This window comes from Sulfoacidibacillus ferrooxidans, from assembly GCF_022606465.1.
GTDB lineage: Bacteria > Bacillota > Bacilli > Alicyclobacillales > SLC66 > Sulfoacidibacillus > Sulfoacidibacillus ferrooxidans.
On sequence record NZ_JALBUF010000012.1, the window covers coordinates 1 to 21687 of the forward strand.

At 41.8% G+C, this 21687-nt stretch carries 22 protein-coding genes; 15 read left to right on the forward strand and 7 right to left on the reverse strand.

Annotated elements, in window-relative coordinates:
* Positions 1-204: 204 nt before the first annotated feature.
* Genes MM817_RS12950 through MM817_RS12960 form a run of 3 tightly spaced genes read right to left on the reverse strand, consistent with a single transcriptional unit; the run spans position 205 to position 3235 of the window.
* The gene (locus MM817_RS12950; protein ID WP_241715875.1) at positions 205-447 is read right to left on the reverse strand and encodes a hypothetical protein; all 243 of its coding nucleotides are present in this window, start codon (positions 445-447) and stop codon (positions 205-207) included.
* A gap of 54 nt (positions 448-501) precedes the next feature.
* Positions 502-2097, reverse strand: a complete 1596-nt coding sequence (gene serA / locus MM817_RS12955; RefSeq protein ID WP_241715878.1) for a phosphoglycerate dehydrogenase — start codon at positions 2095-2097, stop codon at positions 502-504.
* Positions 2075-3235 (reverse strand): pyridoxal-phosphate-dependent aminotransferase family protein, encoded by a 1161-nt coding sequence (locus MM817_RS12960; protein WP_241715880.1) that lies wholly within the window; start codon positions 3233-3235, stop codon positions 2075-2077. Before MM817_RS12960 ends, serA begins: the two co-directional genes overlap by 23 nt.
* A 367-nt stretch (positions 3236-3602) precedes the next feature.
* On the opposite strand from MM817_RS12960, the gene MM817_RS12965 reads away from it, so the two are divergent.
* A complete protein-coding gene (locus tag MM817_RS12965) occupies positions 3603-4277 on the forward strand; it encodes an SIR2 family NAD-dependent protein deacylase (protein WP_241715881.1) in 675 nt (224 codons plus the stop codon).
* Here MM817_RS12965 and MM817_RS12970 read toward each other — a convergent pair.
* A complete protein-coding gene (locus tag MM817_RS12970) occupies positions 4266-4562 on the reverse strand; it encodes a hypothetical protein (protein ID WP_241715883.1) in 297 nt (98 codons plus the stop codon). The genes MM817_RS12965 and MM817_RS12970 overlap by 12 nt on opposite strands.
* Positions 4563-4691: 129 nt before the next feature.
* Between MM817_RS12970 and MM817_RS12975 the strand changes: the two genes are divergently transcribed.
* Both MM817_RS12975 and MM817_RS12980 read left to right on the forward strand, forming a co-directional pair.
* Positions 4692-6080, forward strand: coding sequence for a leucyl aminopeptidase family protein (locus MM817_RS12975; RefSeq protein WP_241715885.1), 1389 nt, complete (start codon positions 4692-4694; stop codon positions 6078-6080).
* A 190-nt stretch (positions 6081-6270) separates the two neighbouring features.
* Positions 6271-6630 (forward strand): hypothetical protein, encoded by a 360-nt coding sequence (locus MM817_RS12980; protein ID WP_241715887.1) that lies wholly within the window; start codon positions 6271-6273, stop codon positions 6628-6630.
* Here the strand turns inward: MM817_RS12980 and MM817_RS12985 are convergent.
* The gene (locus tag MM817_RS12985) at positions 6615-7280 is read right to left on the reverse strand and encodes a PrsW family glutamic-type intramembrane protease (RefSeq protein ID WP_241715889.1); all 666 of its coding nucleotides are present in this window, start codon (positions 7278-7280) and stop codon (positions 6615-6617) included. The genes MM817_RS12980 and MM817_RS12985 overlap by 16 nt on opposite strands.
* A 108-nt stretch (positions 7281-7388) precedes the next feature.
* On the opposite strand from MM817_RS12985, the gene MM817_RS12990 reads away from it, so the two are divergent.
* The 5 genes from MM817_RS12990 to MM817_RS13010 all read left to right on the forward strand — a co-directional run bounded on the left by MM817_RS12990 (position 7389) and on the right by MM817_RS13010 (position 14620).
* A complete protein-coding gene (locus tag MM817_RS12990; RefSeq protein WP_241715891.1) occupies positions 7389-8183 on the forward strand; it encodes a DUF2797 domain-containing protein in 795 nt (264 codons plus the stop codon).
* 91 nt (positions 8184-8274) lie between these two features.
* The gene (locus MM817_RS12995) at positions 8275-8448 is read left to right on the forward strand and encodes a hypothetical protein (RefSeq protein ID WP_241715893.1); all 174 of its coding nucleotides are present in this window, start codon (positions 8275-8277) and stop codon (positions 8446-8448) included.
* Between the two features lie 69 nt (positions 8449-8517).
* A complete protein-coding gene (locus tag MM817_RS13000; protein WP_241715895.1) occupies positions 8518-8841 on the forward strand; it encodes a YuzB family protein in 324 nt (107 codons plus the stop codon).
* Between the two features lie 139 nt (positions 8842-8980).
* A complete protein-coding gene (locus tag MM817_RS13005) occupies positions 8981-9739 on the forward strand; it encodes a S1C family serine protease (protein ID WP_241715897.1) in 759 nt (252 codons plus the stop codon).
* Positions 9740-10078: 339 nt separating this feature from the next.
* Positions 10079-14620, forward strand: a complete 4542-nt coding sequence (locus tag MM817_RS13010; protein WP_241715899.1) for a glutamate synthase-related protein — start codon at positions 10079-10081, stop codon at positions 14618-14620.
* Between the two features lie 105 nt (positions 14621-14725).
* Here the strand turns inward: MM817_RS13010 and MM817_RS13015 are convergent, their stop codons facing one another.
* Positions 14726-15097 carry a hypothetical protein gene (locus MM817_RS13015; protein ID WP_241715901.1) on the reverse strand — a complete coding sequence of 124 codons (372 nt, stop codon included), beginning with the start codon at positions 15095-15097 and terminating at the stop codon, positions 14726-14728.
* A gap of 135 nt (positions 15098-15232) precedes the next feature.
* On the opposite strand from MM817_RS13015, the gene MM817_RS13020 reads away from it, so the two are divergent.
* Together MM817_RS13020 and folE are read left to right on the forward strand one after the other, a co-directional pair.
* A complete protein-coding gene (locus tag MM817_RS13020) occupies positions 15233-15955 on the forward strand; it encodes a class I SAM-dependent methyltransferase (protein WP_241715903.1) in 723 nt (240 codons plus the stop codon).
* An 80-nt stretch (positions 15956-16035) separates the two neighbouring features.
* Positions 16036-16605, forward strand: coding sequence for a GTP cyclohydrolase I FolE (gene folE, locus MM817_RS13025; protein WP_241715905.1), 570 nt, complete (start codon positions 16036-16038; stop codon positions 16603-16605).
* Here folE and MM817_RS13030 read toward each other — a convergent pair.
* The gene (locus MM817_RS13030) at positions 16588-17307 is read right to left on the reverse strand and encodes a metallophosphoesterase (protein WP_241715907.1); all 720 of its coding nucleotides are present in this window, start codon (positions 17305-17307) and stop codon (positions 16588-16590) included. The two genes, folE and MM817_RS13030, sit on opposite strands and share 18 nt — an antisense overlap.
* Before the next feature lie 44 nt (positions 17308-17351).
* On the opposite strand from MM817_RS13030, the gene MM817_RS13035 reads away from it, so the two are divergent.
* Genes MM817_RS13035 through MM817_RS13055 form a run of 5 tightly spaced genes read left to right on the forward strand, consistent with a single transcriptional unit; the run spans position 17352 to position 21535 of the window.
* Complete coding sequence (locus tag MM817_RS13035; RefSeq protein ID WP_241715909.1) at positions 17352-17861, forward strand: SprT family protein; 510 nt, start codon at positions 17352-17354, stop codon at positions 17859-17861.
* A gap of 14 nt (positions 17862-17875) precedes the next feature.
* On the forward strand, positions 17876-18142 hold the full coding sequence (locus MM817_RS13040; protein ID WP_241715911.1) for a hypothetical protein: 267 nt from the start codon (positions 17876-17878) through the stop codon (positions 18140-18142).
* Between the two features lie 11 nt (positions 18143-18153).
* A complete protein-coding gene (locus tag MM817_RS13045; protein WP_241715913.1) occupies positions 18154-18465 on the forward strand; it encodes a hypothetical protein in 312 nt (103 codons plus the stop codon).
* The gene (locus tag MM817_RS13050) at positions 18462-20534 is read left to right on the forward strand and encodes an ATP-dependent helicase (RefSeq protein WP_241715915.1); all 2073 of its coding nucleotides are present in this window, start codon (positions 18462-18464) and stop codon (positions 20532-20534) included. The genes MM817_RS13045 and MM817_RS13050 overlap by 4 nt, the downstream gene beginning before the upstream one ends.
* A complete protein-coding gene (locus MM817_RS13055) occupies positions 20531-21535 on the forward strand; it encodes a substrate-binding domain-containing protein (RefSeq protein ID WP_241715917.1) in 1005 nt (334 codons plus the stop codon). The genes MM817_RS13050 and MM817_RS13055 overlap by 4 nt, the downstream gene beginning before the upstream one ends.
* The last annotated feature ends 152 nt before the right edge of the window (positions 21536-21687 follow it).

Below are 21687 nucleotides of genomic sequence, written 5' to 3' on the forward strand. Positions count from 1 at the left end.
AGCCCTCCAGCGCCGATGGTACTTGGACCGCAGGGTCCTGGGAGAGTAGGTCGTTGCCAGGCAAGTGCACGATACGAGAACGAGAGAGTCTAAGGTTATGAAGCCCTAGACTCTCTCGTTCTTTTTTGCATGGGTATGAATCTTACTTTCAATTAGGTAAAAACCATCACCATAGTATATACATCATCTATGGTGATGGTTTTTTTATTTACGTAAATCTTCTTCAACCTTTTGATCGATCTCTTCATCTGTCAGATCAAATTGTGATGAAAGATCACGAGCACGTCTTCGTTGTTCACGATAGTAATAATAAAGATCTTCGCGTGTGGGCTTTCTCTTCAAATGGGATGGTCGAAAAGCACGGAAAATAAGAAAACTAGCGATACTCGTAAGAATTAACATCAAAATACTTATAAGCGGACTTCCAAACCCAAAACCAATAATCACATTTTTCACCTTCAGTATGGGGGAGTACTCCTACTGAGTTACGCGTTGCTTGTATTAAGACTGGATAGGTAACTCTATATATAATACCCGATCCATGCCTACAGTATCTCGTATTTGTTTCAAATGCATCGCATCTACTTCACGATCCACACCAAGAATCATCATGGCTTGACCGCCGTTTTCTTGACGGCTGACCTGCATGGATGCAATATTGACACCTGATTGACCAAGAATTCCACCAACGTGACCAATCATACCAGGTTGATCACGATGCCAAGTAAGAACCATAGCTTCACTTGGTGCAATATCCACAGAGTACTCATCCATTTGTATGATGTGCAATCCATGGCCTGGAATGACTGTTCCTGCTACCGCAACTTTACTCTGATCGCCACTTAGTTGCACTTCTATCAGATTGGCATAAGTAGCATGCCGTGGTTGTTTTGTTTCTATGACCTCAATACCGATTTCCTCAGCAATCAAATTGGCACTAATTAAATGAACCTCTTCACGATAAAAATGAGTAAGAACACCTTTTAGAATCGATCTCGTTATAGCATCAATAGGTTGCGTAATTGGTTCTCCAAAGTATTTGATTTGAACTTGTTGTACGCTACCACGAATGGTTTGAGCAGCCATACTTCCAATGATTTCACCTAACTGTACAAAGGGCTCTACCTTTTTACGGGCTTCTGCAGATAATGCAGGTAGGTTTACTGTATGTGGATAACTTTCTCCACGCAGTAAACGAATGAGACCTACCGCAACGTCGACTGCAACATTGACTTGTGCCTCCACTGTCGACGCACCAAGATGTGGCGTAGCGATGACTTGAGGATAGCTTAAAAGGGGATTTGCCATTGCTGGTTCCTCTTCATATACATCGAGTGCCGCTCCTGATACAACTCCTTCATCCAGTGCTCGAATGAGTGCAGCTTCGTCAATGATGCCACCACGCGCGCAATTTAAAACCTTGACACCACGTTTCATCATAGCAAATTCTTTGTCGCTGATTAAGTGACGAGTATCCTTAGTTAACGGTGTGTGAACTGTAATAAAATCTGCCTTTTGAATAGTTTCATCAAGAGATGCTACTTGAATGCCTAATTTTTCTCCACGAGTTACACTTAAAAATGGATCATAAGCAATGACTTGCATACCAAATACTTGAGCACGCTTAGCTACTTCTGTTCCAATCCGCCCAAATCCTACGATTCCAAGTATTTTATCGCGCAATTCTACACCTGTAAAAAGTGTACGCTCCCATTTCCCTGATCGCAAGCTCGCATTTGCTTGGGGAATATGGCGAGCTAGTGCCAGCATCATTGAAAAGGTGAATTCTGCAGTTGTCACGGTGTTACCATCAGGTGCATTGATAACAAGAATGCCAGCTTTTGTTGCTGCGCGGACATCAATATTGTCGACACCAACACCTGCACGACCGATCACGCGCAATTTTTTTCCAGCTAATATAACTTCTTTCGTTACTTTTGTTTGACTACGGACAAGGAGTGCATCAAATTCGGCAATCACGTGAACTAATTCTCCTGCGGAAATACCTACTTTTTCAACTATCTCGAAATCTCCTGCAGCATATAATTCATGTAACCCTTGCTCGGAAATTGGATCAGTTACGAGTATTCTCTGCATGTACATATACCTCCGCTGCAGCACCTACACCAGTGCCAAGTGTAATATCATAACCTGTTTTTACTAATGCAATTTCAAGAGTAGCTAAACATTGCAATACATCGCTTGCATCAACATAACCCATATGGCCTATGCGAATAATTTTTCCTGCAAGTTGCTTTTGACCGCCTGCAACTGCTAAGTGAAGATCGTTTTTCATAATTTTACGTACTTCATCAGCATGATTTACAAATACAGTTGTTACAGTGTGACTTGCCATATGGTCATCTTCAACCATAAGGGTTAGACCCAGTGCTCGTATTCCTGCACGCGTCATATCACGCAATAAACGGTGGCGGTCCTGCGTTTTCTGTAATCCTTCAGCTAGAATCATGGATACGGATTGGCGTAATCCATAAATCAAGCTAACAGGTGGTGTCCAAGGTGTTGTTGATGCACTTATATCCTTCTGATATCGCCGTAAATCAAAATAAAAAGAACGTGCTGCTGGACCCTCTTTCATCCGTTCAATGGCACGTGGTCCCATTGCTACAAGTGCCAATCCAGGTGGTAATCCTAGTGCCTTTTGAGAACCCGTAACGACTATATCTACATGCCACTCATCCATTAGTAATGGGGAGCCAACAAAAGAACTCACAGCATCGACAATGAGATAGGCTCCATGTTCATGAGTGACTCGGGCAATCTCTTTTACATCATTTAATACTCCCGTGGAAGTCTCGCAGTGTGTCAGTAAAACGACTTGAATATCAGGATACTGCTGTAAAGTTTCAACGATCTCTTGTACATTTGCTGATGTGCCCCACTCGCAATTCATCGTGAGAACTTCAGATTCTGTCCGACGTGCAATGTCAGTAAAGCGATCGCCAAAGTTTCCAGTAGAAATTGCCAGCACACGATCACCTTGCTGAACCATACTATAAACCGCCGCTTCTAACCCAGCCGTACCTGTACCCGCGATGACAGCAACGTCACCAGAAGTTTGGAATAATTCGCGTAAATTCTCTTGCACCTCTTTAAAAAGTGTAGAAAAATCGCCACTTCGATGTCCTATCATCGAGTGCGTCATCGCTCTCGTTACTTCAGGCGGCACAGGTGTTGGACCCGGAATCCGTAAAACTGTTTTTTCATCAAACATATTCTCCACTCCCATTTTTTAGTGTATAACACAAAACCGCTTGCCCCCTTCTATGCAAAGGGGCAAGCGGTCAATACGCCTGCGGTACCACCCAAAGTCCTGATCGCTTTACAGCGTTCAGCTCAGTCAGTTCTTGTATAAAGAACTGTGACCGATAACGAGGTCAACGTAACCAGCTACTAGTGTATAAGTACACGTTCACCATTCACTCTGGAATGCTATCGAACTACGTTTTGTCACTGACTCGCACCATCCGTCAGTTCTCTTTGCACATCCCGCAGACTTGTTTCCATCATCGTTTTAGTAATATGGAATTTGTCAGAGAATACTACATAAACACTCTATCCGTCAAGGGGGAATTATAAAGATGAATCCTCATCCACCTTTACTATCTCAAAAAAAGGATATATTAAAAGCGATTCAGATGGCTAAACGTCCATTAGCAATCACTGGTGCAGGGATTAGCACAGCAAGTGGACTACCAACTATTGATGCTAAATGGCAGGGCCATTCTCTACAAGAATTATTTAAACTTAAGCACGCCCATCGGCATATAAAGGAGTACCAAAACGCCTACCGTGAGATGCTACAAGCCTGGATAGCAGCCGAGCCTAATCAAGCACACCTAATCCTAGCCATATCCAACTTTACAATTATTACTCAAAATATAGATGGACTTCATCACCGTGCAAAATCTTTCGATGTCATTGAATTACATGGTGCTCTTACGCGTTGGCGTTGTCACGGATGCCGTTCTCTATATCAAGCGCGTACACTTATCAATGGATCGATGGAGTGCGAAGCTTGCGGGAACATCCTATGGCCCGATATTGTATTTGAAGGTGAATATGTATATCAGCTGGCTAAAGCTATTCAATGGACCAACAACTGTGATTTGTTGTTTATTGTAGGTACACAACTGCAAATGAACCCGATTGCAAAGTTGGTTGAGATCGCATTGCGAAATCATATACCCATTGTTTGCTTTAATCGTGATGCAGAGCAAATGTTACCGCATTATCTAACAATATCACGATGTTGACTGAGTGATTAATTTTTGATATATGCGCTGAGCAAAATCGTACACTGATTCGGTAGGAAATGCTGATTCTTGAATAATCAAATCCATATATTTCATGAAGATAATTCTTGCTTCTTCTAGATCTGAACAAAAGATAGCAGGTGCTTCAAAATCTTCTTGCGCGTCAAAAACGTAAATGGCATATGTTTGATCCTGATGATGAAGGTCTAAATCGAGGGTTCGCAATTCGCCTTCTACTACTTTTGAAAGCACAATACGCTCCATTAATGTTCGTGCATTGCGCATTAGAACACCATCCATTCGTCATGCATAGAAAATAAAAGTATACCACGGAAAACAGAATCTTAAAAAGTTCGTGAGTACAGTTTAAAAAAGGAGTATACTTATTATATCTATTTTTTGAGGAGTGATCTAATGAAAGTGACTTTACGCCATACTCATGCTTCATCATGCACAGGAACCATCGGGTTTGTCACTGAACAAACTTTAGAATTTCAAGGTATTTCCTTATCTAAACGCCATCAAAAATTAGGTACTGTAACAACATTTACCGAACTTATTCTTGTAGGACTTGGCGATGCCTCTAAAGTAGATGCGGATAGCCTTCGTGCTGCTGCAGGACAAGCGTTACGGGAAGCAAATAAGGAGGAGTTTGGAGAAGTTGAGTTGATTTTACCAAACCTTCTTAGCGCTCATATAGAAGCGCAGGCTATTACTGAGGGAGCTCTTCTTGGTACATATCAATTTGATAAGTATAAAGCACATAAAAAACCAAATTCTGTTCACGAATTAGCTTTGCTCACTGAGAAAGACGTCACTTCTAGTATTGAAATTGGCAGCATTTATGCACATGCCACTGTACTCGCACGTGATCTAGCCAATGAACCACCTAATCTATTGCGGCCCAGTACGTTAGCTGATTTTGTAACTGCACATTTTGAAAAAACTAAAGCTACTGTAAAAGTTTTTCAGGGTGATCAACTTGTAGATGAACAAATGGTTGGCGTTCTCACTGTTGGAAAGGGTAGTGATCATAAACCTCGATTTATTGAAATTCATTACACAAGTGATGCATCAAAACCGCTTGTTGCTTTAGTTGGCAAAGGCATTACCTTTGATACAGGTGGCGTCAGTTTGAAAAGTGGTCGCGACATTAGTGACATGCGGATGGATATGGCGGGAGCCGCAGCTGTAATCGGTGCTTTAGATGCTCTGGTCGCAGCCAACATTCCGTGTAATGTGGTCGGTCTCATCGCATCAGCGGAAAACATTCCTGATGCAGGTTCGATGTTGCCAGGAGAATTGATCCAGTATCCAAATGGCGTCTCTGTTCAAGTGGCTAACACAGATGCAGAAGGAAGGCTTGTTCTTGCAGATGCACTTATTCGGGCGATGAAAATGAAAGCCGAATATACTGTGGATATTGCAACTCTTACAGGAGCTGCAGCAGCTGCTTTAGGAACAAAGTATGCGGCTCTCTTTGGCACAGATTCTCTAGTTGACACACTTCTTGATGCAGGTTCTGTTACAGGAGATGGGTTATGGAGAATGCCTTTAATTGAAGAGTACAATGATCAATTAAAAAGCACGTATGCTGATATTTCTAACATTGGGAAAGGAAAAGGTGGAGCCATTACGGCAGCTTTATTCTTGCAACACTTTGTCACAGAAAATGCACAGTGGGCTCACATTGATATGGCAGGTCCAATGGAAGCTGATTCTACGTCAGGATACAAACCAGCCGGAGCTACAGGATTTGGTGCGCGCGTTTTGGCGGAAGCTACCATTTTGCTTTCCAAATGATTGAATAACGCTTCTTGTTCATGTCATAGTGGGACAAGTTTCAAACAAGTCCACAAAATTTTTACTCCCATATGACTGAGTTTTACGTTATACTACGGATAAGCTTATGATTGTTTCAAAACGAGAGAATGCCCCCTAATCCGGTTGGTTACCAAAGGGGGCATTCCTTGTTGTACAAAGGAGGCAAATCATGCATTACGCCTTGGTGACTGAACATAGCAGAAAATCTCGAGCTGCAAAAAATGTATTTGATTTTATGCGCACAAAAAGTGAGATCCAACAGACGACTATTGATGCTATTGATGAAGGACCTGCTTTATCTGGCTTTCACGTGCCTGTAGTTGACCGTGCACGTGTGGTTAGTTTGCGTTTTCACGATGAACACTTAAGCCCATACTTTAAAACCAATATGAACCTTTTTCATCTCCTTATGATTGATGAAGAGACTGATGTCTCTGTTTTCAAAACGGAAGACGGTGTGTTATTTGTTTTTGAAGGGATTCCAGAAAATCCATTGCGAGCAGGACAAAGTGGTCATGATATGCGATAAGGTATTTTCCACTGCAATAAGGGATAACTTCGCATATAGGCAAAACGGACAAGCCACATCAAATACAGGATGAGTAAAATATTTGCAAAGTAACTCTCGGCCATGGCAAATGTATCATAAAGACCGTGCAATAATGCAGGAACAACAAAAGCAGGCCATATGGGTGCCTCTTCAAATTTGGCGCGACTAAAATAAGTACCCATCACGATGCCAAATAATGCGTGTGCTGGGACAGCTGTAAATGCGCGTACAAATGCAGTAGCAAGCCCAGAACTTAACACATACATGATATTTTCTATGGTGGCAAACCCAAGACCGATTGCTACTGCATACACAACACCGTCATAAGGCTCATTGAAAAATGATTTCGGATACACTAATCGGCGAAATGCGATCGCTTTTAAAGATTCTTCAACGGCGCCAGCAATAAAAAAGGCTGTGATCAGCGTGGCCAAGAATCCAGTTTGCGGCTCAGATGTTTGGCTGTATAGATCAAGTAAATATTTTTCTGCAAATGCTGCAGGAAGAACAATAAGCATGCCAACAAAATAAAGTAAAAACACAAATTGCGGCTTTTCTCGTTGTCGATCTGCTCTATAGATGACGGCTAAGAATAACAACGCTGGAATGATTGCAGCCAGTAATAACATGTTAGCTGTCCTCCTTTATCACCATACCTAATAGCATGACCTGTCGCCAACACATTGTTGCATGGTTTACATGAGATCAATGACACATTATTTTAGGAGCTGGATATATTGAAAGGTTTTTCTAATGGACTTACTCACTTTGTTCAAGAGCCAATCCAATATAACTGGATGTTAGGAGACGAAGAAACAAGGATGAATGAGTGGATAGGGGAAACCGTTCATCTTCGTTTTCTTGGAGAAAAACAATGTATCGTATGTGGTCGAAAAGTTAATAAACTATATCAAAATGGGTATTGTTATCCATGTGTTACAACTCTTGCGGAAACAGATCTGTGTATTGTAAAGCCACATGAATGTCATTTCGCACTTGGAACATGCCGTGATGAATCATTTGCTGCTACACACTGTATGATACCTCATTATGTTTACCTAGCAGTTAGTAGTCAGGTCAAAGTGGGTTTAACTAGAAAACATCGTGAATGGACGCGGTGGATTGATCAAGGTGCAGTGAAATCAATGTTGATCGCGGAATTACCGACACGTCTTTTGGCGGGACAATTTGAAATGGAAGTGGCCAAAGAATTACCAGATAAAACGGACTGGCGCAAACTGATTCAAGGTATCTCAGCAGATGTAAACTTAGAGCAAGTCGCTACAGAAGTACGTGAACGTCTTCCAGAAGAGTGGAAACGATACTTATTAAGCGATATGACAGTCAATGATTTTGTTTATCCTATTGGTTCAGATGTCACTCCTAAGGCGCGATCGCTATCTCTTGAAAAGCAAGAAATCGAAAGTGTACTGCTTGGCATTCGCGGTCAGTACTTATTGTTTGAAGAAGGTGGAGTGAATGTAAAGAAGCATGCTGGGATGTTGCTTGAGGCTACCCTAGCTACATCGTAATGCCATGAAAATATTGGGATATACATGTCTCGATGACTCTTCGGGTACACTGTGCATGACCTTACAACCATGAAAATGGAGGAGGGTATGCATGAGCTGGATTTATGAAGCGCGACTATACGACTCACGTTCTGTTGCTAATTACGTAGCAATGTGTGTTCGTGACGACCAAGTTTTACGCGGTCAACAACAGCCACTTGTCCAAATCTATCGGACCCGTAAAGGGAATTATGGCGTCCGCTACCAATCGCCATTTTCTCTGTAACATCTAATGGCATACGAGAATTGGACTGTGCTACAATGGTTGATGAAGCAGGTAAGGGAGATGTGCTAGATGCCTTCATCAGTCAATTTATCTTTTTGTAAAAAAAATTTAGAACTATACTCGCAATCCGTTTATGACGCTTTGCGAGAAAATTATCCGGAAGTTGATATTGAAGTGAAAGACTGCTTAGATACTTGTGGGATGTGCACCGATGTACCTTTTGCTCTACGAAATGGTGCGCTAATAGGCGGACGCGATCCGATGGGACTTTATCGAAAATTAGAACGCGGAATGCAATTTTTGAATCAACCACCACTACCAGGAACATCTGGCTATCGTGAGCACACACAAGATAACTCAGCGAAACTCACTTCTGTTTCAAAAGAATCATAATGAATACAACCGCCTATCTGAGGCGGTTTTTTTTCTATAGATAGGGTGTGACTTATTTACGAAGGGGACATTTGCCTGAAACCTGTGACTGACATCACGAATATGGTGTCATATGCCGTAGGGAGCGAGGTGGGCCAGCTTGCAGAAAAGCCCAATTGTAAAAAAGCAAACTGCAAAGCGTAAGCAAAATGTGATACAGCCCAATCGTCGCGGGAAAACCCTCGACTTTGTCACGATTGTTGAACGTTATAAAAGTGCCATTGTTGGGGTTGAAGTCACTCAAGAAAACACGCGTCCAAGAAATGCGATGTTGCCTTTCGGTTTTCCTTGGGAGGCCATGCCTAATCAAGAACCACAAGCACTAAACATAGGAACTGGATTCGTGTTTGACCCGCGAGGATACATTTTAACCAATGAACATGTCATTCATGGCGCATCTAAAGTCATGGTACAGATGCTTGGAAAGGAGAAACCAATTGCAGCTAAAGTTGTAGGTACAAATTATGAACACGATCTTGCTGTATTAAAGGTCACATTACCAAAAAACGGTTCACTTTTAAAGCTGGGTCACTCTAAAGATGTCAAAGTTGGAGAATGGGTATTAGCTGTGGGTAATCCACTTGGGCTTGATCATTCGGTAACAGTTGGCATTGTTAGCGCTAAAGAACGTCCGATGCAAATTGGCGATCGTACCTATCCACATCTTTTACAAACAGATGCTGCAATTAATCGAGGAAACTCAGGTGGGCCACTCATCAATCTCCGTGGTGAAGTGATTGGCATAAACACTGCAGTTAGCCAAAGTTCACAAGGCATCGGTTTTGCTATAGCCATTGATGTGGTGCGAGATGCATTAAAGGCAATGATGGGAAGTGCTTATCAAGAAGGTGAATTATAAATCTTCCGGTCTTTCGATGTGACCTAGTAGCAACGAATACTCGAACAAAATCGTTGCATTATTATGCATGTAAAGGTATACTCAACGTATCAGAGGAAGTGCACCTAGGGATCCGGCGTTCCTTATTTTGGGATAAGACAGGACCGAGCGGTGCAGGCCTATTTGCGAGTAGGCACACCGTGAGGATAAAAGACTCGGCGGAGAGGTTCCCTGCTTTACAGGGTCTCTCCGCTTTTCTTATATCCAGACGACTACTCCATACCATACGTAGTATTTTGCTCAATCTAACTATTTTAATAATTTAAAATGATGTAGTTTTTTTAAAAGGGAGTGGAGTTTATGGCATTTCTAGAGAGAGAAGAACACGATGCATGCGGTATTGTTGCATGGGTAGAAAAAGGATCACTAGGCTCTAGAGAAAATATTGATCACGTGCTCCATTCATTACATCAGATGAGGCATCGAGCTGGTTTTGTTGAAGAAGAAGGAGATGGATGTGGCATCCTTATTGATCTTCCAAGAACGATTTGGGAAGATCATTTACTAGCCAATAATCATAATCCTATTTGGGCATATGATGCTCGCTTTGTTGTGGGGCATTTTATTTTATCAAACAGTGTAGGGCTACCTCTTATAGATTTTCAACATACGATTAGCGATGTGGTTGCTAAAGAGGGATTCGAGGTTCTTGCTGTGATCGTGGATGCAGTGAATTCGAACGTTCTTGGACCTGGCGGGAAGTCTGAAGGGCTACATTTTGTGCAACTTGCTTTATGGTCGCAGCAATATGATACGCCAGATGAGGTAGAGCAATCATGTTTTAAACTTGAATTATTTATTGAGTCAGAAAATATTGCGCATGTAGCATCTCTATCCAATCATTCGGTTGTTTATAAAGTTCGTGGCGACAGTAAAACTTTAGAGGCGTACTATCATGACTTTTGTAGCAAAGGCTTACTTAGTCGAATCACACTTGGTCATAATCGGTACTCTACTAACACAACGACATCGACTGAAAGAGTCCAACCTTTCTCTCTATTGGGTCATAATGGAGAGCTGAATACCATTTATCGTTTACGTGAAGAATCAAGAATGCTAGATATACCCACTACGTTAGGTGGTTCAGATTCACAGGATCTCAATCGATTCATTGAAGGTTTAAGACGGCGTCATCATTTTTCACTTCTCGAAGCATTCGAATTGGTGTTTCCTCCAATCATTCACGAAATTAAGCGTATGCCATCGCATTTGCAAGATTTATATATGTATATGAGATCTATCCTAGGACCATTTGCTCAAGGTCCGGCAGCCATCATTGCTCGCTCTGCGAATGAAGCCATATTTTCTGTTGATGCTCTCGGTCTTCGTCCATTGTGGATGGTTGAGACGGATACAAGTATCATTTTTAGCTCTGAACAAGGCGTTGTACCGTTATTTGAAATGCTCCATGATCCGCGTCCGCTAAGTCCAGGAGAAAAGGTATATGTAGAATTAAAAGATCAAATGCCAACTGTGGCTTATTCTTATCACGAAGCACAACAACTAACGTATGAACGCATGAAAGAAAAGTATCATTTTGCAGGGTATAGACATGGTATTGCTTTTGGAGGACCACCTATTTTTGGCGAAGTACAGCTCACTCCCCATAGAATTCAGGAGAATAGCCGGGAAGCATTAATGGGTGCATTTGGATGGGATGTCGATGATATTCGCATTTTAGAACACCATGCATCAACGGGACAAGAGCCCATTCGTTCACTTGGATTTGATGGACCCCTTGCCGTTCTCTCCGATCGACAGCAAAATATCGCTGATTATTTAAAAGAAACAGTAGCAGTTGTTACCAATCCGGCCATTGATCGTGAGCGAGAAATTGAACATTTTTCTACGCGCGTTGTGCTTGGTAAACGGAAGTCTTTACTAAAAGATACACGAAGAGACTCGCGTAAAACATTGCACATGGAATTGCAAAGTCCATTTTTGCTTGGTGGTCATGATCTAGAAGAAGCTGATCGCTATCGTGCGATTGCTCATAAAGCCGGCACCCAACTATTAGAGGACGTATTGCGGTATTTTTCTATTTCGCATAGAGATGTGGCGGAGATATTCCCGCGCATAGAGGATGGAGAATCGTTAGAAGAAGCACTCACAAGACTAAAAAGTGAAGTGATTCATGCTGCCATAGAAGGAGCAAGTGTGATTGTTCTGGATGACCAACTATCATTTACTGATCATAATGCTTGGTTAGATCCAGCTCTTGCAGTTAGTGTCACGCACATAACGTTACGCGATTATACGTTGCCAAATGGAGAAAATGCACGGCGCAATAGTAGCGTTATTATTCGTTCTGGGGCTATTCGTAATTTGCATGATGTTGTGGTGATGATTGGTCTTGGTGCAGATGCTGTCAACCCTTATGTGTATCTTGCAGGTGCGTATAGTATTGACGGTTGGAAGGGAATTGAGAATGCATATCAAGCATTGACAAAGGGTCTAGAGAAAGTATTGTCTACGTTAGGTATCCATGAAGTACGTGGTTATGACCGTCTATTTAGTGCGATTGGGTTATCTGAAGAAGTGGCAAAATTGCTTGAAGTTAAATCCTTTTTTGCTGATCATTCTTTGTTTAGTAATAGTGAAGCCATTCTCGTGTCTGCTCGCGAACGATCTGAAAAACTGAAGCAAGGGAAAATTGCAGCCAGTCGACCTTATCAACAATGGCCAAGAATATGGAAGTCTGCAGGTGATGCAGCTGCGGGAAATATTCTGTATGCGGATTACAGCACAAAATTACAAGAACTTGAGAAAAAGCAACCTATATCTTTGCGTCATCTTCTAGACCTAAAGGTGCAACATTCATCGGTCACTCCAATGGAGCAAGTAGATTTATCTGTTGGGGAGCATGCGTTACCCTTTGTTATTAGTTCAATGTCTTTTGGTTCTCAAGGAGAAACTGCATTTCGCTCATATGCTATCGCTGCCACTGAACTTGACATGCTTTCTTTGAATGGTGAGGGCGGAGAAATTAAAGACATGCTTGGGAAATATGCTAAAAATAGAGGTCACCAAATTGCATCTGGTAGATTTGGAGTCAATGCAGAGTTGTGCAATTCCGTTGACTTATTAGAAATCAAGATTGGGCAAGGTGCTAAACCTGGTGAAGGTGGACACTTACCCGGTTCAAAGGTTTCGATAAAAGTGGCAAATGCACGTAGTGCCAATCAGGGTACTGACCTTATCTCGCCTTCTAATAATCACGATATTTATTCCATTGAAGACTTGGCGCAAATGATCGATGAGTTAAAAATTGTAAATCCGCGTGCAAAGGTCTCTGTAAAGGTTCCTGTCGTTTCCGGTATTGGTACGATCGCGGTGGGTATTGCTAAAGCAGGTGCAGATATTATTGCGCTAAGTGGTTATGATGGTGGCACAGGTGCGGCACGTGCTCACGCATTGAAACACGTTGGGTTGCCTATTGAGATTGGAGTCAAGGTAGCGCATGAAGCATTACTTGAATCTGGATTGCGGAGTACGGTAGAGATTTGGTGCGATGGTGGCATGAAAACTGGAGTAGATGTAGTTAAAATGGTCCTACTAGGGGCCAATAGAGTTGGTTTTGGAACAATGGCTATGGTCGCAATCGGATGTACTGGATGTCGAGCATGTCATAAAGACACTTGTCACGTGGGTATCGCTACTCAGATTGAAACTGTCCAACAGGCAACAGAACATGGACTAAAAGCCTTTGTGCCACGTAGCATTGAAAGTGCTGTTACTCAGTTAACTCATTTCTTTACTGAGTTAGCAAATGAAACTCGAATGCTCGTCTCACAACTTGGTGCAAGTTCACTACAAAGTCTTGTCGGTCGCAGTGACTTATTAGAACAAACGCGTGAATTGGATCGCATTCACTTACAAGATCTCATGATACAACATGTGGCTGTTCAGTATAGATATTTGTGGAATGCACCACGCAAAAGTAGTATTGACGTTCAATCTATTACGGCGAAGTTAGGGGAACAAGCAGTTTCAGCAATGGCGGTAGGCAATGAGGCACTTTACTTTGGAGCAACACAAGTACAATCTCGTGAACGTGTCATAGGTGGCATGTTATCTGGCTCGGTTGTGCGCAGAGAGGTTAGGGATCGCAAAAAAAGTCTTGAGACAGCTTCCATCAAATTGACAAGTGGCTCTATCGCAGGCAATGGGTTTGGTGCATATAATGCACGTGGTGTACAGTTGCGCGTCGAAGGTGGCGCCCAAGATGGTGTTGGAAAAAGTGCCATGGGTGGAAAAATTGTAGTGCTAAAAGGGCTGAACCAACATGGGCAGCGGGTAAATGGCTCGGTAGGAAAAGGCCTTGCTTATGGAGCTCAACGTGGGATATTTATTATTCAAGGTAATGCTGATTCACGAGCTGGCATCCGACTTTCTGGTGCCGACATCGTCATTGGAGGAGAACTTTCTTCGCCAATTGATGATTCTCGCGGCGCACTCTCCGTAACTGCTAATATCAAAGGTTTTGCGTTTGAATATATGACAGATGGACGTGCACTTGTGTTAGGAGATCCGGGTCCGTGGATTTGTTCGGGCATGACAGGTGGAGCTGTTTATTTGCGGATCCAACCGGCCATGGGACTAACCGTAGAGGCTTTAAAACGTCGTTTGGCCAAAGGGGCTAAAGTGAGTCTCACTTCTTTAAGTTCAGAAGGTGTGCAGGATGTACAAGAACTTCTAAGTATTTATCAAAAAGAATTAGTTCGCTCTGGCCAGCAAAGCGAGGCAGAACATATTTCGCACCTTGTCCTCGATCCACAAGAACACTTTGTCATGGTGCGACCAGGATTAGAGCAAACTGATCAAGATATTGCAACTGAATAACTCGTATCAGAAAGCATACAGATAAGAACCTAGGATTTTATGTATCCAAGTAGTATATGGATCGCATAAAACCCTAGGTTCTTAGACATATCAGTAACTCTTATATCATACATTGTTATGTAATGAACGTTCTAAAAAATGATACTTAGTAGGCTCTGCTACATATAGAAATGATAGAAGTTCCTCAACGGAAACATCTTCTAGCCCATGTGTGATTCGATAAGACTGAAGATCTTCTAATTTAATTTGTGCATTTCTAAATGTAACCCCATCGCTTAGTAGCTCACTTAAAGGGAATTTCAATAGTCCTGCACGCAAAAAATTGTGCAATGAATCTAATGAATAGACTAGATAGCGATACTCTTCCCCCACAATACAAATACCCTCTGGAATAAAGTAAAAATCGTCTTCATGCTCGACATGAATGATGTAAGCTTCATAAGGACCGCTCGGTTTGGATCCTCGCTTTTTTTGCATGGTGAAACCTCCTTGTCAAACTATACTCTCTAACCCACATTGAAAACAACCAGTTATAGCCCAGCGTTTAGAATACGCACACTGTACAGATTTTTGCGTACGATAACAATGGTTATAAGGGGAGGAGGATTGAGCATGGACTATCATGATGCGCTAGCAGCGCTTGGAGCAGGTAGCGCTCATCCTGGAGGTTTTTCTATTACGCGTGAGTGGATGGCTCAAATTGCACTCACAACAGATGATAAAGTACTTGAAATTGGTTGTGGAACAGGGAGAACAAGTTGTGAAATTGCTCAGCGTTTTGGTTGTGTAGTACTTGGTGTAGATCGAAATGTGAATATGATTCATAAAGCACGCAAACGCGCAATGGAATTACAAGCACCAGTACAATTTTCTGTGGTTAGCGGAGATACATTTCCATTTCCAGACGGTGAGTTTGATGCCATTATAGCAGAATCGGTTAGCGTTTTTAATGAACCACTTACGGTGTTACATGAATACTACCGCCTTTTAAAGGCTACGGGTATGGCGATTGATGTAGAAATGTGCGCTAATTCACCACTTCCACCGGATGTTTTTTATGCATTTCAAGAGATGTATGGTGCCAAATGTGTTCCGACAATGACACAGTGGAAGCAATATTATCGCGCAGCTGGATTCTCAAGTATCCGTATTTTGCGTTCAGGCCCAGTGCCGAGTAGTCCGGTCTTTGATTCAGACGTTGATTCATTAGCTCCTATCCTTACGGATGCTGATGCGTATAGTGAGGATGTATATCGCATCATGAACGACAATCAACTAGTTATGCACAATTATGCTAAGTGGTTAAATTTTGCTGTTATCGTAGCACAAAAATGAGTCATTATTGCAAACTCATGAGATCAACTTTCCATTACCTTATTAATAATGGTATATTGGCGACTATGGAGAGTGATATCATGAGTGGCTTTGACCAAAAAAAAATTGAAATTGCTGTGAGAATGATTTTAGAAGCAATCGGAGAAGATCCTGATCGCGAAGGATTACTTGATACACCTGCACGAGTGGGTCGCATGTACAGTGAAGTGTTTTCCGGATTGCATCAAGATCCGAGAGAACAGCTAAAAACGATTTTTAACGAGGATCACAATGAAGTGGTTCTCGTTAAAGATATTACTTTTTATAGCATGTGTGAGCATCATCTTGTCCCATTTTATGGACATGCTCATGTGGCCTATATTCCACAAGGTGCTCGTATTACCGGTTTATCAAAACTAGCTCGGCTTGTCGAATCTACTGCACGTCGGCCACAATTGCAAGAGCGCTTAACATCGACGATTGCCAATGCATTAGTGGACCGTTTAGATCCTGCTGGCGTAGCTGTTATGATTGAAGCTGAGCATATGTGTATGGCCATGCGCGGTGTAAATAAACCAGGAACGAAAACATTAACTACGGCTGTAAGAGGTATTTTAGCTACAGATACAAATAAACGAAAAGAAGTATTTGACTTAATGCACAACAGTTAGTTCGATAGGACGAAAGTCAAGAAAATCTGCTGCAACTAGATGATATTGGACACCACGCACATCGCCTTCAACTCTGAAACGATGTGCATGTCCATGTAAGTGACCATATACACAATGCTGCACTTGATATTGTTCGAGAAGGTCTGTAAATGGAGTCGCGTCCTCTTTAGTAGCTAATGGTGGATAATGCATCATAGCAATCATCGGTTGTTTTTGCTTTACTCCAGCCTCTAATGATAAACGCAAACGTTCAATTTCACGGTGATAAATCTTCTCATCATCAAACGTCGTTTCTTTATTTGTCGCCGGGAGTTCCCAACCGCGTGTTCCTACGATCGTGCATTGTGGCAATAAAACAGCATCTGCTTGCAAAACATAGGTGTTATCACCAGCCAATTGTTTTACTTTTTTTTTCGTGCTCCACCAATAATCGTGATTTCCTTTTAACAATACTTTTTGTCCAGGTAAGCTTGCCAGATATGCCATATCAGGGATGACTTCTTGCTCGCGCATAGCCCAAGAAATATCTCCAGCAATAAGTACAACATCATCTGGTGTAATCATGTCGCGCCACATCATAGCCATGCGTTGTTCATAACCATCCCACTGTTCACCAAATACAGACATAGGTTTATCAACGCCAAAAGACAAATGCGTATCTGCAATCGCAAAAATTCGAATTGGACTTGCCCCCTTTTGCAATCGATTGTACCATGAAAGGAAACATTTCTTGCAAGGAGCTTGAGATGCAATCAAAAGATTTATCCACTACGGGTCATCTTCCAAAGACAGAGAAAGAGTTATACGATCTCGTTGTAAAGATATCGCAAGAAGACTTTTCGCGCCCATTTATGCACAAATGCCGATTCAATTCGCGTTTGCGTACGTCTGGTGGTCGTTATCTACTCGAATCGCATGATGTAGAGTTCAACCCACGCTATATGAATCTTGTGGGTTTTGAGGGACTGGTAGGTACCATTCGACATGAGTTATGTCACTATCATTTACATCTAATCGGACGTGGATATCGGCATGGAGATCGAGACTTCAAACAGTTGCTCGCAAAAGTGGGTGCTCCAAGATATGCACAATCTACTTCGTTAAAGAGGATTTTGCCGATTCGTTACGAATATATGTGTAAGCAGTGTAAAAGGCATTATTCAAGGAGACGTAAATTAGATCTTGAACGTTATGTTTGTGGTATTTGTAAAAGTAAGCTTACATTAATCTGCGATCAGATGTCATGTAACAACTAGAGAGGAAGATTAATTTGCAAATCAACACGCTTTCACATGGAATTCAATCCACTATGGAATTACTTCAAGAGTGTGCAAAAGAAGTGGCAACTACACGTCCTGATGAAGATCAAGTAGCTGAGCAAGTCATGCGGTTATTTCGAGAGGAAGATATACAGGGTATCGCTACATTGATGAAGCAACATAAAATTGAACGAGAATTCTCAACGGAGCTCACTCAATTTGTGAATCAATGGCAACATCGATTATTACAGTTTGAACAGGCATCCATTGAACGTTAAAGGAGCAATGCATGATGGCCATTCCGGACGACCATGCAGGTGATGAAATCATTACAACTCAGCCTATTCGCGAAAAGAGTCGGAACATGAACGAAATGAAAGGCGACCTATTTAGTGCCATGCGAAGACAACGTGAACAGCGGATTCAGATGCTCTTAAGCTTGTGGGAAGCGCAGTTGATGCGTATAGAGCATCGAGCGGTAACCTATTTTTATGAAGCAAACACTCCAAAAATTGCGGACTTATTTCCGGCAAAACGCAAAGCTGAACAACGGATACAAGGACTGAGTCTATTCCTGCAAAAAATGGACGATTATAAATGAATGATCAGGAGTTTGTTCATTTTCTCCGATCAAAGTCTCTACGTGTGACTGCAGATCAGTGGGCTGCAATTAGCGCGCACGGAGAAGCATTAGCAATATATGCAGGGCCAGGTAGTGGTAAAACAACAGTACTCATAGTAAGGGCTGCATACCTATATCTAGTGCAAGGTATGGCACCAGAACATATTGTTATTTTTACCTTTACGCGTAAAAGCGCATTTGAATTAAAAAATCGACTTGAACGTTTTTTACCTGCTCTCAAAAGGGTTGTCGCAGGGACTTTTCACTCGTTGTTTTTACGTTTTTTATTGCGTGATAAGCACGTAAATCCACAACTGCTATCTACCAAAAAAGAACAACGAACGTTAATGATCTCTGCTCTCACGAGTGTGCGATTACCTAACGATCGGGAAATTTGCGATCGTTATTTACAAAGTATCTCACAACTTAAAAATCAGGCGCGCGTAGTCTTTACTATGGATGAAAATGATGATTGTATTGATCCTGTTCTTGAAAAGATCTACGCTACATACGAAGAGATCAAAAGAGATCAAGATCGCTTTGACTATGATGATATTCTTATTACATTTTATCAGGCCATACGAGATGATATGTGTTTCCGAGATGCTGTGCAAAGTAGCATGAGGGCTGTGATGGTCGATGAATTTCAGGACACAAGTCGCATCCAATGGTTGTCTATAAAATTATTATGTAAACAATCGATGTCACTTACTGTAGTAGGTGATGATGATCAATCCATCTATCGTTTCCGAAGTGCAGATCCGCATATTTTAGCTACTTTTGAACGTGAATATCCACAAGCCAGCGTGGTCGTGCTCAGACATAATTTTCGTTCCACAGATCCGATTATACGTCTAGCCACACAGATGATTGAGCAAAGTGATAATAGGAAGAAAAAATCATTTATTGGCGTTATCGGGGCAGGGGTTAAACCTGCCCTTTCACGCTATGGATCAGAGTGGGATGAAGCAGAACGAGTAGCGAATGCCATTGTACAATTGGTCCAAGTAACACCTAAGCGTACAATAGGTGTATTGGCACGTACTAATCGCCAACTTATCTGCCTTGTCGATGCATTGCGCAGTAAACATCTTTTATTTACCACACAGGACCTAGGGACTGATTTGTACAAAGACTTTGTCGTGCAGCGTTTATTATTTGTATTACAGGCAACCAGGTATAATGCAAACAGAACTAGCTTACAGGAAGCGACAACAGAATATGCTAAATGGTTGGATATACAAAAGTTAGATGCACAAACTGTTAGTCGTCACTTTGAGCAGTTCTTACATACTATTAGACATTTATCTGCAAAATCTGCTATACAGTACGCTCGAGAAGTATATGACCCTTATTTATCGCGATCAAGGCAAAACCGAAGTTTACATAGCGATGGGGGGCTAGATCAATTACAATTACTGTATGAAAAAGTGCCAGAAGATCAAAAACTTTCTCATTGGCTAAGCGAATTGGACAACTTGATCCAAGCGCCAGCACCAAGTGCCTATCATTATCAAATACAATTGCTTACTTTTCATGGTGCTAAAGGACTTGAATTTGATGATGTATTCGTTATAGGTCTACATGATCAAGCAGTACCACATCGAAGGGCGATTCATGAAGCATCATCAGAGCTAGATCATCAAATAGCTATAGATGAGGAACGCAGACTTTTATACGTAGCCTTAACTCGTGCACGTTATCGCCTTTTTATGAGTTACTCGACCCTTGTATTACAACATCAAACAAATTTCACGCCTTTTCTAGATAAACTTTTAGTGAAGAAGAATGAGGAAAAGTCATTTACAATGCCAACGGATGCTACTTTTCCTGCCATAGATAGTGCAGTTCCAGATATCGGTGTTCATGTTGTTCATAAAATATTTGGAGGTGGTGTAGTTATTTCGGTCAACTTCATGCAAAACATGGGACATAAAATCTGTATAATGTTTAATGAACACGATTGCAGATGTTTTTATTGGGAGATGCTTTATCAACTTAATCATATTTCAAAAAGCGGGGATCGCGGAAAGGGGATACAATCATGAGTGCGACTATTTATGACGTAGCCAGAGAAGCAGGCGTATCCATGGCAACAGTATCACGCGTGATGAATGATACAGCTGTGGTCAAAGAAGAGACCAAAAAACGTGTTTTAGAAGCCATTGCTAAACTATCCTATCGTCCAAACGCCATAGCTCGTGGATTAGCTAGTAAACGAACAAAAACAATTGGCGTAATCGTACCGGATGTATCCGCCGCATTTATGGCAGAGCTTGTTCGGGGTATTGAAGACATCGCTAACATGTATCATTATCATATTATTTTGTGTAATTCGGACGGACAACTCGACCGTGAAAAAGATCTTGTAGGAACTATGTGGGAAAAACAGGTTGACGGTTTGCTGTTTATGTCACCTCGTTTGCAGCAAGAACATATTGATACTTTTGAAGAGGCTCAGCTGCCTATTGTTCTCTGTCGAACGGATGATCCAGAAGGTAGGATACCGTCTGTCAATATTAATAATAGACAAGCTGCGATCGATGTTGTGGATTACTTAGTTGCTAAAGGGTGTAAATCGATTGCCTTTGTTGGTGCGCAAAACGGTTTGCGCACGCTTACAGATGAGCGACGCGTTGGGTTTTTACAAGGAATACAGCGTAATGGGATAGACTCTCAACTGATTGAATTGCCCAATGAAACGTATGCAACAGCTTTACCAATTTTGAAGAATGCATTCAAACAGGGTGCACCACGTGCTATTTTCACAGCAAATGATGAACTTGCAATTGCTGCAGAACACGCAGCCCAAGATGCATCCTTACGCATACCGGAAGATATCATGATTGTTGGATTTGATAATACAAAGCTGACAGAAATGAGTCGTCCAGCGCTAACTACGGTTACTCAATCCATGTATGATTACGGTGCTGTTGCCATGAGGTTTCTAACAAAACTTTTAAGTGATGAGCCAATTAGCACATATACTGTTGTGTTACCGCATCAAATTCTAGAGAAGGAATCTACAGCTCCTCGATTGATTCGATAAAACGGAGTAAAAGATACCTAGACTTTTACCCATTTTAGGGTGAGGCGAGTCATAATTCGTGTATTTTCCACTAGCATCTCAGAGCAATTGTGAGTATGATTACAGAAAAGATTGAAGTAGTACGCAAAATTACACGACGGGTGCATGTGCTC

Bases quoted from the DNA above. Each gene is read 5' to 3' on its own strand.
- serA (WP_241715878.1), bottom strand. From the start codon at position 2,097: ATGCAGAGAATACTCGTAACTGATCCAATTTCCGAGCAAGGGTTACAT.
- MM817_RS12960 (WP_241715880.1), bottom strand. From the start codon at position 3,235: ATGTTTGATGAAAAAACAGTTTTACGGATTCCGGGTCCAACACCTGTG.
- MM817_RS12965 (WP_241715881.1), top strand. From the start codon at position 3,603: ATGAATCCTCATCCACCTTTACTATCTCAAAAAAAGGATATATTAAAA.
- MM817_RS12970 (WP_241715883.1), bottom strand. From the start codon at position 4,562: ATGCGCAATGCACGAACATTAATGGAGCGTATTGTGCTTTCAAAAGTA.
- MM817_RS12975 (WP_241715885.1), top strand. From the start codon at position 4,692: ATGAAAGTGACTTTACGCCATACTCATGCTTCATCATGCACAGGAACC.
- MM817_RS12980 (WP_241715887.1), top strand. From the start codon at position 6,271: ATGCATTACGCCTTGGTGACTGAACATAGCAGAAAATCTCGAGCTGCA.
- MM817_RS12985 (WP_241715889.1), bottom strand. From the start codon at position 7,280: ATGTTATTACTGGCTGCAATCATTCCAGCGTTGTTATTCTTAGCCGTC.
- MM817_RS12995 (WP_241715893.1), top strand. From the start codon at position 8,275: ATGAGCTGGATTTATGAAGCGCGACTATACGACTCACGTTCTGTTGCT.
- MM817_RS13000 (WP_241715895.1), top strand. From the start codon at position 8,518: ATGCCTTCATCAGTCAATTTATCTTTTTGTAAAAAAAATTTAGAACTA.
- MM817_RS13010 (WP_241715899.1), top strand. From the start codon at position 10,079: ATGGCATTTCTAGAGAGAGAAGAACACGATGCATGCGGTATTGTTGCA.
- MM817_RS13015 (WP_241715901.1), bottom strand. From the start codon at position 15,097: ATGCAAAAAAAGCGAGGATCCAAACCGAGCGGTCCTTATGAAGCTTAC.
- MM817_RS13020 (WP_241715903.1), top strand. From the start codon at position 15,233: ATGGACTATCATGATGCGCTAGCAGCGCTTGGAGCAGGTAGCGCTCAT.
- folE (WP_241715905.1), top strand. From the start codon at position 16,036: ATGAGTGGCTTTGACCAAAAAAAAATTGAAATTGCTGTGAGAATGATT.
- MM817_RS13035 (WP_241715909.1), top strand. From the start codon at position 17,352: ATGCAATCAAAAGATTTATCCACTACGGGTCATCTTCCAAAGACAGAG.
- MM817_RS13045 (WP_241715913.1), top strand. From the start codon at position 18,154: ATGATGGCCATTCCGGACGACCATGCAGGTGATGAAATCATTACAACT.
- MM817_RS13050 (WP_241715915.1), top strand. From the start codon at position 18,462: ATGAATGATCAGGAGTTTGTTCATTTTCTCCGATCAAAGTCTCTACGT.
- MM817_RS13055 (WP_241715917.1), top strand. From the start codon at position 20,531: ATGAGTGCGACTATTTATGACGTAGCCAGAGAAGCAGGCGTATCCATG.